This window comes from Azospirillum oryzae (assembly GCF_008364795.1).
Taxonomy (GTDB): domain Bacteria; phylum Pseudomonadota; class Alphaproteobacteria; order Azospirillales; family Azospirillaceae; genus Azospirillum; species Azospirillum oryzae.
Genome location: NZ_VTTM01000001.1, coordinates 888,476 through 900,179, shown reverse-complemented (window position 1 = coordinate 900,179; position 11,704 = coordinate 888,476). Strand labels below are relative to the sequence as shown.

10 protein-coding genes are annotated in these 11,704 nt (G+C 66.8%); 2 read left to right on the top strand and 8 right to left on the bottom strand.

The annotated features are described in order from the left end of the window. Positions 1-188: 188 nt before the first annotated feature. Positions 189-1,526 (bottom strand): tyrosine-type recombinase/integrase, encoded by a 1,338-nt coding sequence (locus tag FZ938_RS04330; RefSeq protein WP_174757324.1) that lies wholly within the window; start codon positions 1,524-1,526, stop codon positions 189-191. Positions 1,527-2,017: 491 nt separating this feature from the next. Between FZ938_RS04330 and FZ938_RS04325 the strand changes: the two genes are divergently transcribed. Beyond that, on the top strand, positions 2,018-2,476 hold the full coding sequence (locus FZ938_RS04325) for a hypothetical protein (protein WP_149197387.1): 459 nt from the start codon (positions 2,018-2,020) through the stop codon (positions 2,474-2,476). Positions 2,477-2,518: 42 nt separating this feature from the next. On the opposite strand, the gene lipA is transcribed toward FZ938_RS04325, so the two are convergent. The 7 genes from lipA to FZ938_RS04285 form a co-directional block, all read right to left on the bottom strand. Continuing rightward, positions 2,519-3,439, bottom strand: a complete 921-nt coding sequence (gene lipA, locus FZ938_RS04320; protein ID WP_149197386.1) for a lipoyl synthase — start codon at positions 3,437-3,439, stop codon at positions 2,519-2,521. Next, entirely contained in the window at positions 3,439-4,551 is a 1,113-nt protein-coding gene (locus FZ938_RS04315; RefSeq protein ID WP_246457509.1) for a 2,3-butanediol dehydrogenase, read from the bottom strand. The genes lipA and FZ938_RS04315 overlap by 1 nt, the downstream gene beginning before the upstream one ends. A gap of 47 nt (positions 4,552-4,598) precedes the next feature. Then, positions 4,599-5,384, bottom strand: coding sequence for a glucose 1-dehydrogenase (locus tag FZ938_RS04310; protein ID WP_149197385.1), 786 nt, complete (start codon positions 5,382-5,384; stop codon positions 4,599-4,601). A gap of 98 nt (positions 5,385-5,482) precedes the next feature. Beyond that, a complete protein-coding gene (locus FZ938_RS04305; RefSeq protein ID WP_174757322.1) occupies positions 5,483-6,607 on the bottom strand; it encodes an acetoin dehydrogenase dihydrolipoyllysine-residue acetyltransferase subunit in 1,125 nt (374 codons plus the stop codon). A 162-nt stretch (positions 6,608-6,769) separates the two neighbouring features. Beyond that, on the bottom strand, positions 6,770-7,801 hold the full coding sequence (locus FZ938_RS04295) for an alpha-ketoacid dehydrogenase subunit beta (RefSeq protein WP_149197384.1): 1,032 nt from the start codon (positions 7,799-7,801) through the stop codon (positions 6,770-6,772). Between the two features lie 35 nt (positions 7,802-7,836). Next, the gene (locus FZ938_RS04290; protein WP_149197383.1) at positions 7,837-8,820 is read right to left on the bottom strand and encodes a thiamine pyrophosphate-dependent dehydrogenase E1 component subunit alpha; all 984 of its coding nucleotides are present in this window, start codon (positions 8,818-8,820) and stop codon (positions 7,837-7,839) included. A gap of 37 nt (positions 8,821-8,857) precedes the next feature. Then, positions 8,858-9,922 (bottom strand): ATP-NAD kinase family protein, encoded by a 1,065-nt coding sequence (locus FZ938_RS04285; protein WP_149197382.1) that lies wholly within the window; start codon positions 9,920-9,922, stop codon positions 8,858-8,860. A gap of 345 nt (positions 9,923-10,267) precedes the next feature. Here FZ938_RS04285 and FZ938_RS04280 point away from each other — a divergent pair, with 345 nt between their 5' ends. Next, positions 10,268-11,671: an FAD-binding oxidoreductase gene (locus FZ938_RS04280; protein WP_149197381.1), complete on the top strand. Its 1,404-nt coding sequence runs from the start codon at positions 10,268-10,270 to the stop codon at positions 11,669-11,671. The last annotated feature ends 33 nt before the right edge of the window (positions 11,672-11,704 follow it).

Here is an 11,704-nt window from a genome sequence, read left to right as displayed (position 1 = left end):
ACAGCAGGAACCACCTAAAAGCTGCTCTGGAATTTCACCAAAACAACACTGAATTAACGTTATTTTTGGCCGGATGCGCAACTGCACCGGTCGGTTGGCCGACAAAGCCGGCGGCAGGTCCCTGACGGGACAGCCATAGCTTCGCGGCCCTGTAAGTCCGCTGCCGTTTATGGCCCCGCAATTCCCCCTTACCGCCCGGTCAGCGCGACCACCTTGTCCGTCGCCTTCGCCGCTACCCGTGCCCTTTCCAGGATCCATGTCTCGGCGGTCGTAAGCGCTTCAAGCATCTGCTTTTGCCGGCGGCTGCGGTCATAGACGCGGCTGGTCACATCGGCGCCTGCATGGCCGAGGATGCGCTTCTGAACCGCCTCAACGACATCGCGCTCACCCAGGATGCTGGCCAACGTTCGGCGCAGATCATGCGTCGTCCACTTGCGCCCTTCCGCATCGCGATGGCCCAGCTTGTCGGCCAGCTGCGACGCGGCGTAGCCCAACCCGCTTACCGTCAGGCGGTCGACGGACTTCCCGCTCGGTGTTGGGAAAAGCTGACCGTGCTTCGCCTGTTTCTGACGGCGGCGGACGATGCTCAGGGCCAAGGGCGGAAGAGGGATGTCCCGGCGCGCTGCTGCAGTCTTGCCGCCGCGGGAGGCAATCCGCAGAATCGTCATCCCGGTCTCCGGATCGTCTACGACGTCCTCGCTCATAAGGGCCGTCGCCTCGCCACCGCGGAGCCCCAGCAGCAGCGCCAGCGCCATTGCGTCGAGGGTGCCCCTGTCGGACGGGCGATGGCCGTTGTCCTGCCGGTCGTAGAAGGTCTTCCCGTCCAGCAGGCCGAGGGCGAAGGCGACACTACCGAGTTCCTGGTCTGACAGCACGCGGTCGCGGGGCTGTTCCGCGCCCACCGATACCAGCAGGCGATCGGCCTCGCCGCGGCGGACCAGCCAGCCCTTATCCTCCAGGAACCGCCACATCGCCGTGATGACGCTGGCCAGCCTGCGAGCTTGGACCCCCTTCTGCTTGGCCTTCAACTGGCGCTTTGCCTCCTGCTCGACGACGGCCGAGAGCATGGCACGATCGACGTCCTGCGGGGACAGCTTGCCCAGCTTCGGCAGCAGGTAGAGGGTCAGGAGGCGGGAGCGTTCCGATACATAGCTCTTGGCCCGACCGCCGGCTTCAAGATGGTCGCTGTAGAGCTTCGCGGCAGCCGCGACCGTCTTGGGCTTCCCAGTCCCCAGGGAGGAGCGTGCCGCCGCAGCCTTCGGATCACGGCCGGTCCGCGCCTCCGAGCGGATGCGTGCCGCTTCAATGCGGGCATCGGACAGCGACACGGCAGGATAGGCTCCAAGCGGGATACGCCGCTGAAGGCCGGTCCCACCATCCTCGCTCTTGACCCGCACACGGAGATACCAGGACTTCACGCCCTTCGCCGTGACCTGCAGTTCCAGACCACCGCCATCGGACAGCACGAGGCGATCGCCCGTTTTGGCGCGCGCGTTGCGGATCATCGTGTCGGTAAGCAAGCCCATCGTCACCCCCCTACGCCCCCGTCTGTGACACGGGTCGTTCCGTGTCACAGGCGGTGTCACACCAGATATTGGCTGCACGCTTCCGCTTGTGGCGAGAGGTGTCATCTTGGGGCGCAGTATGGCGAGACGGTCAGGCGACTGTCAAGTGTCACAAAATCGAGTATCAGCTAGCAAAAGCAGCTATTTAGTGTCGAAGGTGTCGAAAAAATTTCAGGCTTGGTGCGGGATTGGGCATGCCGCGGAGCAGATCAAGAAATAGGTGGCATTACTGCTGGAGATGCAGAGCGAGGACTACCTGCAAAGGCAGCATTTGACCTGAGCGCGGATTTGCGCACTGCCTGGAAGCTGTAATCCGCTTCTGTCTGTCGCTTTTTGGGTGGCTTATTTCCGGGTAAGGTGCTGCTCTCGCGAAATCGGCCTATGACGTGGATTATTTTGTATCGGCGCCCTGTTCGTGTCGATTGAAAGTAATCCACGGCGGGGCATCCACGATGACGACGCGTTTTATTGTGCTCGGCTGCCTGCTGGCGGTCGGGATGGCTGGTTGCGGCCCACGTTTCGAGACGACGACGACCTATTTCTCGCCGGTCAGCGAGGCGGGAAAGCTCTGTGTCGCCCAATGCAAGCAGGCGCAATCCATCTGCGATTCGGCGAGGGAGCTGGCTCTTCAGACCTGCCGGGCCGAGGGGCTGACCCGCGCCCATGCCGATTATCGAGCCTATCTCAAATTACTGCCGAAGGATTTCAACAAGAAGAAGATGAAGACGCTCAGTGATTTCGAGCGGGAAATCAGCTGTTCCAGCAGTCTTTCCTGTGGAAGCGACTACGACGGCTGCTTCAAATCCTGCGGTGGCCGGATCGAGCAGCAGACCTATTGCGTCAGCGACTGCAAGCTGATGAAGCCGCCGCAGCCGGACGGGGTCGCGGTCGGGCCGAAGCGCGCGCTCTGATACCGGCGGTCCCGTCGAAAACCGCCGGGATCAGAGCGATGCTCAGCCCTTTGTCGCCGCCCGCCGCCGCAACTCCTCGAAGTCGCGCCCGGCATGGTGGGAGGAGCGGGTCAGCGGGGTCGCCGATACCATCAGGAAACCCTTCGCCCGCGCCACCGTACCGTAGCGCTCGAACTCCTCGGGCGTGACGTGGCGGGCGACCGGGTGGTGGTTGGGGGTGGGGCGGAGATACTGGCCGATGGTCAGGAAATCGACGCCCGCCGCCCGCAGGTCGTCCATCACCTGCAAGACCTCCGCCGGCTCCTCGCCCAGCCCGACCATGATGCCGGACTTGGTGAAGATGGTCGGGTCGCGGTCCTTAACGCGTTCCAGCAGGCGCAACGACCCGTAATAGCGCGCTCCCGGCCGCACATCGGCATAGAGCCGCGGCACGGTTTCCAGATTGTGGTTGTAGACGTCGGGCCGGGCGTCTGCCACCGTCTCCACCGCGCCGGCCTTGTTGCGGAAATCGGGGGTCAGCACCTCCACCGTCGTACTGGGGGCGGTGTCGCGCAGGCGGCGGATGCAGCGGGCGAAATGAGCCGCACCGCCGTCCGGCAGATCGTCGCGGTCGACCGAGGTGATGACGACATGGGCTAGGCCCAGTTCGCCCACCGCCTCGGCCAGCCGGTCCGGCTCGTGGGGATCGAGCGCGTCCGGCCGGCCGGTGGCGACGTTGCAGAAGGCGCAGGCCCGCGTGCACACGCTGCCCAGGATCATCACCGTGGCGTGCCGCTTGCTCCAGCACTCGCCGATGTTGGGGCAGGCGGCCTCCTCGCAGACCGTGTTCAGGCCGTGGCGGCGGACGAGCGACTGCGTGTCCTCGAACGCCGCACCGCCGGGCGCGCGGGCGCGGAGCCAGGCCGGCTTCTCGGCCCGATGCTCCGGGCGGGCGGGCTTCAGGTGCATCGCGGGCAGGGCCATCAGTGAACAAGCTCCGGCTGTTCGGCCGCAGCAAGCGCCGCCTGCGGCTGCACGATGATCTTCACGTTGCGGTCCTTGTGGGCGACCAGTTCCTCGAAGCCGCCGCTGACGATGTCGTCCAGCGTGATGCGGCCGGTGATCAGCGGCTGCACGTCGATGCGGCCGTCGGCGATGAAGCGGATGACGTCAGCGAACTCGCCATTGTAGGCGAGAGAGCCGATGACCTGCTTCTCGGTGGCGACGATCTCGAAGAAGTTGAAGGAACTCGGCTCCTCGAAGATGCCGACCAGAACGGTCTTGCCGGCCTTGCGGATCACGTCGATGGCGAGCTTCGCCGTGTCGCGGTGGCCGATGCATTCGAACGACACGTCGGCGCCGTAACCGCCGGTCAGCGCCTTCACCTCCGCCACCGCGTCGCACTCCTTGGGGTCGAGCACGATGCTGGCGCCGACCTCCAGCGCCTTGGCCTTGCGGGCGGCGGACATCTCAAGGACGATGATCCGCCCGGCTCCCGCCGCCTTCGCGCACATGATGGTGCACAGCCCGATGGTGCCGGCGCCGACCACCACCACCGTTTCGCCGACGATGCTGCCGGCCTTCTTCACCGCATGCATGCCGACCGCCAGCGGCTCGATCAGGGCGCCGGCCTCGGTCGGGAAGCCGTCGGGCAGCTTGTAGAGCAGCTCGGCCGGCACATTGACCAGGCTGGCGAAAGCGCCGTTGTTCATCAGGCCGGTGAATGCCAGCTTTTCGCAGATGTTGTACATGCCGTGCTTGCAGTAATAGCACTCGCCGCAATGCTGGCAGGCGTCGGCCGCCACCCGATCGCCGACCGCGAAGCCGGTGACGCCCTCGCCCAGCGTCGCGATCTCGCCGCTGAACTCGTGGCCCAGGATGCATTGGCCCTTCAGCCCGGTCAGCGGGTGGGGCGTATCGACGGGGATGAAGACCGGGCCGGCGACATATTCATGCAGGTCGGACCCGCAGATGCCGCACCAATGCACTTTGATCTGCACCCAGCCGGCGGGCGGCGCGCCCGGCAGCGGCACGTCCTCGACCCGGATGTCCTTGCGGCCGTGCCAGACGGCGGCCTTCATCGACGTGGCACTCATGGTGTTGTCCTCCGGTTTTATCGTTGTGAGGCGAGCGGTCGGGACGATCAGGCGAACACCATCCCGCCGTCGACCAGCAGGGACTGTCCGGTCATGAAGTCGCTGTCCGACGAGGCGAGGAAGCGGGCGACGCCGACCAGATCGTCGGGCCGCGACGGCCGGCCCAGCACGGCGCCGGCGGCGAACATGTCGAAGGCCTCGTTCTCGGACTTGGTGATGCCGGTGTCGCGGAAACCCTGGTCGATGATCTTCCACATCTCGGTCGCCACCACGCCGGGGCAGATGGCGTTGGCGGTGATGCCGTCCTTGCCGAAGCCGCGGGCGGCGGCCTGGGTCAATGCCACGACGGCGAACTTGCTGGCGGAGTAATGGGCCAGCGGCTCGTAGCCCTGCTTGCCGGCGATGGAGGCGGTGTTGACGATCTTGCCGCCGCCACCCTGCTTCTTGAACGTCTTGATCGCTTCCTGCATGCCGATCAGCACGCCCAGCGCGTTGACGTCGTTGACCGTGTGCCAGTCGTCCTCGGTGATGTCGAGGAAGGGCTTGGTCTGGGCGATGCCGGCATTGTTGAAGATGACGTCGAGCCGGCCATGGGCCTTCACCGTCTCGTCGATCATACGGCGGACGGCGGCGCGGTCGCGGACATCGACGGTGACGGCGATTGCCGCGCCGCCGGCGGCGCGGATTGCCTCGGCCACCTGTTGCGCGTCGGCCTCGGTGCGGTCGGCGATGGTCAGCCTGGCACCGTCGGCGGCCAGCGCCTTGGCGATGGTGGCGCCGATGCCGCGGCCGGCGCCGGTGACGATGATGCTCTTGTCCTTGAAATCAGGCATGAGCGGTCTCCTGCCGGCGCGCTGGCGGATAGCCTGCGCGCCGGTTGCGGGTGGATCGGGAACCGAAGGGCGGTTGGATTGGTGAGGCCGGTCGGGCCTCAGTCCGCTTTCGCGATGTGGTCCTTCAGCAGCGCGTTCACTTTGCCGGCCGCCTCCATCTGCACCATGTGGCCGGCGCCGGGGATGACGGCGACCTGTGCCGTGTTGGCCAGCGCCTGGGCGTGGTCGGCGGGGATGACGCGATCCTCCTCGCCCCACACGACCAGCGTGGGCGTCCTGGCATCCGCGATTCCGGAGGCGAGCACGCTGGCCTGCCGACCCTCGGCGAACAGCGACGCCGACAGCGCCCGCAGGGCCTCGTCCACGCCGTCCAGACGCTTGTACTTCAAGAGGTCGTCAACCATCTGGCGGCTGACAAGGCCGCGGTCGGCGAACAGCGTCTCCAGGACCGGTTTAAGGTCGCGGCGCGATGTCGCACCGATGAAGCCCTGGATATAGCCGTGGTCGATCTGCTCGCCGAGGCCGGCCGACGCGATCAGCGACAGCGACGCCACCCGGCCCGGCGCGTCGAGCGCCGTGCGCATCGACACCGCTCCGCCCATGGAATGGCCGACGAAATGGGCGCGCTCCACCCCGACCGTGTCGAGGAAGCCCAGCACCGCCTTCGACAGGCCGGACAGGCTGGCATCGGCGATCTGCTTCGTGGATTGCCCATGGCCGGGCAGGTCGAGCGCGTAGACGGTAGCCTTCTCCGCCAGAGCGTCGATGGTGAACAGCCAGTTGTCGAGATCGCCGCCGAAGCCGTGGACCAGCAGGATGGTGGGTCCAGTCTCGCCCCGCTTGGCGTAGCGGATGGTGCCGGCCGGCGTTTCGGCGGTGTGGTATTGCGGGCCGGCATCCGCCTCGCCGTCGCCTTCGGTGACCGGGACGGCATAGGCGTTGATGAAGGCGTCGATGTCGTCGTCCGGCACGTCGGGTTCGGCCAGCACGGCGATCAGCGCCTTGACCGGATAGACGGTGCCGGGCTCGCCCAGCACGCGGCGCAGGACGCCGGTCTCTCCCGCCTCGACCACGTTGGTGATCTTGTCGGTTTCGACCTCCAGCAACTCATCGCCGATGGAGATGGTGGACCCCGGCCGCTTCAGCCAGCCGGTGACCTTGCCCTCCGACATGGACAGGCCCCATTTCGGCATGACGATGGGCTTGATGCGCTCGTTCAACATGGAACTCGGTCTCCTGGGGGATTTTTTGTTTTGCTAGGGATGCCCCCTCCCCAGCCCTCCCCCGCTTCGCGGGAGAGGGTGCCTTACGCAAAGCGGCGGCAGTTCCCTCTCCCGCGCCAGCGGGGGAGGGTTAGGGAGGGGGCATTCAGGCCGGCGCCTACCTCACGCCGCGATGCTGCGCGCCCCCTTGGGCGACAGGGTGCGCTTCACGGCGCTGGCGATGCTGTCGGCGCTGGGGACGTACAGATCCTCCAGCGAGGGCGCGAAGGGCACCGGCGTGTGGGGCGCGGTCACCATCTGTATGCCGGCCTTCAACGCCCCGAAGGCGTTCTGGCCGACGAAGGCCGCGATGTCGGTGGCGAGGTTGCAGCGCGGGTGCGCCTCGTCCACGACCACCAGACGGCCGGTGCGCTCGACGCTCTCGACGATGGTGTCCCAATCGATGGGCGACAGGGTGCGCAGGTCGATCACCTCCGCCTCGGTGCCGTCCTTGGCCAGCGCCGTCGCCGCCTCCATCGCGCGGTGGACGGTCAGGCCATAGCTGACGATGGTCACGTCGTCGCCGTCGCGCAACACGTTCGCCTCGCCGAAGGGGATGGCGTAGCTCTCCGCCGGGACCTCGCACTCCAGGCCGTAGAGGTTCTTGTGCTCGCAGAAGATGACCGGGTCGTTGTCGCGGATCGACTGGATCAGCAGGCCCTTGGCGTCATAGGCGTTGCTGGGGCAGACCACCTTCAGCCCCGGAATGTGGGTGAACAGCGGGGTCAGCATCTGCGAATGCTGGGCGGCGGCGCGGAAGCCGGCGCCGACCATGCCGCGGATCACCACCGGCGTCTCCGCCTTGCCGCCGAACATGTAGCGGAACTTGGCGGCCTGGTTGAAGATCTGGTCGAAGCAGACGCCCATGAAGTCCAGGAACATCAGCTCCGCCACCGGCCGCAGCCCGCAGGCGGCGGCACCGACGGCGGCACCGATATAGGCGGATTCCGACAGCGGCGTGTCCATCAGCCGGTTGCCGTGCTTGGCGTACAGCCCCTTGGTGACGCCCAGCACGCCGCCCCAGGCGTCGTCCTCGCCCTGGGCGCCGGTACCGCCGACGATGTCCTCGCCCATGACGATGACGGTGGGGTCGCGGCGCATCTCCAGGTCCAGGGCCTCGTTGATCGCCTGCTTCATGCTGATCTTGCGGGACATGTGTTTCCTCCGCGTTTGGCGTTTCTTGAATGGGCTCAGTAGGAGACGTAGACGTCGCGCAGCAGGTCTTCGGCCACCGGCAGCGGGGCGGCCTTGGCGGCGCGCACGGCGTCTTCGATCAGCGCGTTCACCTCGCGGTCGATGGTCTGCAATTCGTCGCGGCCGATCACCCCGGCCTCGATCACCCGTTCCGACAGGATGGTCAGGCAGTCGCGCGTCGCGCGGATCGCCTCCAGCTCGCCCTTGGCGCGGTAGGTCTGGGCGTCGCCTTCGAAATGGCCGTAGAAGCGGACCATGTTGCATTCCAACAGCGCCGGACCGCCGCCGTCGCGGGCACGGCGGATGATCTCGCCCGCCGCCTCGTACACAGCGAAGAAGTCGGTGCCGTCCACCGTCACGCCCGGCATGCCGAAGCCGGTGGCGCGGTCGACGTAGCTGTCGCAGGACACCGCCCATTCCATCGCCGTGGATTCGGCATAGCCGTTGTTTTCCACCACGAAGACCACCGGCAGGTTCCACACCGCGGCGAGGTTCAGGCTTTCCAGGAAGGTGCCCTGGTTGGACGCGCCGTCGCCGACGAAGGTGATGCCGACGCCGCGGTCGCCGCGCACCTTGGCCGCCAGCGCCGCCCCGCAGATCAGCGGCGCACCGGCGCCCAGGATGCCGTTGGCGCCCATCATGCCCTTGGACAGGTCGGCGATGTGCATCGACCCGCCCTTGCCCCGGCAGGCGCCGGTGGAACGGCCATAGATCTCCGCCATCATCGCGTGGACGTCGACGCCCTTGGCGATGCAGTGGCCATGGCCGCGGTGGGTGGAGGCGATGCGGTCGTTGTCGTTCAGGTGCATCATGATGCCGGTGGCGCAGGCCTCCTCGCCGGCATAGAGGTGGACGAAGCCGGGGATGTCGCCCTTGGCGAAATCGACGTGCAGCCGCTCCTCGAACTCGCGGATCGTCCGCATGGTGCGGTAGGCCTTCAGCAGCTCATCCTTGCCGAGGGGGAAGGGATTCTGGGCCATGAGGTGTTTTCTCCCTGGTTGATTTGGGTTGTGGTTGTCAGAAGGCGGCGACGGGCACCGGGGTGCCGGTCAGCAGCCGGTTCTGGCCGGCGTGCCGCATCACTGCGGCGACGTTGACGGTGCGGAAGGCGTCGTCCCGGAGCGTCAGGGACAGACGGTCGCGTTCGGAGAAGGACAGTTCGCGCTCCCCATCCAGCGCGATGGAGCCGGCGGTGACCTCCGGCACGAAGGCCACGTCGGCCGGCATGCGGCGCCAGTCGGTGATGCCGACCCGGGCCATCATCCCCGGCGCGATGGGGGCGTGGAGCGTGGTGGCAGCCTTGCGGCAGTCGCCGTCCGGTGACAGCCGCACCATCAGGCCGCCGCTCTCGTCGCGGCCGACGGGTTCCAGCAAGCCGGCGATGGCCGACATGCCGATCACCTCCGGGTCGGCGAAGGTGACGTAGAGTTCGCGGAAATTCTCGGTCCGCCACAGGGCGCGGGCGCCGATGTAGCGCTCCGTCACCAATGCCACATCGACCAGCGCCATTTCGGTGACGGCGCCGCCGTTCGCCCCGTTGATGAGGGAGACGTCAATGCGCTTGTTGGCGGTGAAAGCGATGTGCGGCGGCACCCGGCCGGTGACCGCCAGCCCGGTGGCGAGCCCGGTGATCGTCGGCTCGCGGTGTTCGGGGAAGGCGTTGTTGGTGCCGGTGGAGATGCCGGCGATCGGCACCGTCCCGCATTCCGCCGCCACCGCCCGATGGGTGCCGTCGCCGCCCAGCACCACCAGGGCCGAGACGCCCGCCCGCCGCATCTCCGCGGTGGCGCGGTGGGTGTCGGCGACGGTGCCGGTGATCGGCATGGCGACCGGGTGGAGGGCAGGGTAGATGTCCTCGCCGCGTGAGCGGGCCCGCATCATGCCGCGTTCGACATGGGCGCGGATGCCGCCATTCTCCGGCATCATCAGAACGTCGCGGACGCCGCAGGCCTGCAATGCCGCCAGCACCCGCAGCAGGATGTTCGCCCGGTCGGCGATCTGCAGGCTGGTGGCGTTGGCGACGACCCGGCGGATGTCGCGGGCGGAAACCGGATTGGCGACGATGCCGACGACCGGAGCCAAGATTGCGCCTCCCCCTCGTTGATGCGCGCCGTTGATCGACGTGCGGTTCGAGGGAGTAAGAGCAACTGCCGTGCCAGATGGTCAGTTCAGCGGATTTTCTTGATTTTCAGCGGTTCGGGGTGGTGCGGCGGGGTGGGGCGTTGCAACAGGTGTTGCACGGACTGTTGCGCCGCCGGTGCAACAGGTGTGGCGGTTCGCTCATGGACTTGGAGCCAACCTGTGGCACTCCGGCATTCCACCCCTGCGCAGCGCCCGTCTTGCCAAGCACTCATCCGCCGCTTTAGCCTCGCTTGGTCATACCAATGAACCATCCCAATGAATCTTGGAGCGGGGAGGACAACACCCATGACCGTCATCGCCACCACCCAGCCGCGCGCGGCCCTGACCGAGGAGGCTCGGGCCGAGCTGACGGCTCTGCTGGGCGACCGGTTCACCACCTCCCTGCCGGTGCGCGAGCATCACGGCAAGGATGAGTCCTACCACACCCCCTGTCCGCCGGATGGCGTCGCCTTCGCCAACTCGACCGAAGAAGTCAGCGCGATCGTGAAGATCTGCGCGAAGCACAAGCTGCCGGTCATTCCTTTCGGCACCGGCACTTCTCTGGAGGGCGGCATCGCCGCTCTGGCCGGCGGCATCACCATCGACCTGTCGGGCATGCAGCAGATCCTGCGCGTCAGCCCGGAGGATCTCGACGTCACCGTTCAGGCCGGCGTGACCCGCAAGCAGTTGAACGAGCATCTGCGCGACACCGGCCTGTTCTTCCCCATCGATCCCGGCGCCAACGCCTCGTTGGGCGGCATGACGGCGACGCGGGCCAGCGGCACCAACGCCGTGCGTTACGGCACGATGCGCGAGAATGTCCTGGGCCTGACCGTGGTTCTGGCCGACGGCCGCGTCATCAAGACCGGCGGGCGGGCGCGCAAATCGGCGGCCGGCTATGACCTGACCCGCCTGTTCGTCGGCTCCGAGGGCACGCTCGGCATCATCACCGAGGTGACGCTGAAGCTCTATGGCATTCCGGAGGCCATCTCGTCGGCCGTCTGCGCCTTTCAGTCGATCAAGGGCGCCGTCGACACGGTGATCCAGACCATCCAGGTCGGCGTTCCGGTCGCCCGCATCGAACTGCTGGACGAGGTGCAGATCGACGCCGTCAACAAATACTCCAAGCTCGACTACGCCGTCGCCCCGACCCTGTTCTTCGAATTCCACGGCACCGAGGCCGGCGTGAAGGAGCAGGCGGAGATGGTCGCGGCCATCGCGCAGGAACATGGCGGCATGGAGTTCGCCTGGGCCACCCGGCCGGAGGACAGGTCGAAGCTGTGGCAGGCCAGGCACGACGCCTATTACGCCGCGCTGGCCCTGCGTCCGGGATCGAAGGGCTGGCCGACCGACGTCTGCGTGCCGATCTCGCGGCTTGCCGACTGCATTCTGGAGACCAAGCAGGATCTGGCGGAGTCCAACATGCTGGCCCCGATGGTCGGCCATGTCGGTGACGGCAACTTCCACCTCGTCTATGTCCTCGACCCGGAGAACCCGGCCGAGTTGGCCGAGGCCCAGCGCCTTGCCGACAAGATGGTGACCCGCGCGCTGGAGATGGGCGGCACCTGCACCGGCGAACACGGCATCGGCTATGGCAAGATGGCGTTCCTGGAGCAGGAGACCGGCGAAGCGTTCAACGTCATGGGCGACCTGAAGCGCGCCTTCGATCCAAACAACCTGCTGAATCCGGGCAAGGTGGTGCGGGTCTAATCACAAGCAAGTCTTCGAGTGCCTATGAATTAC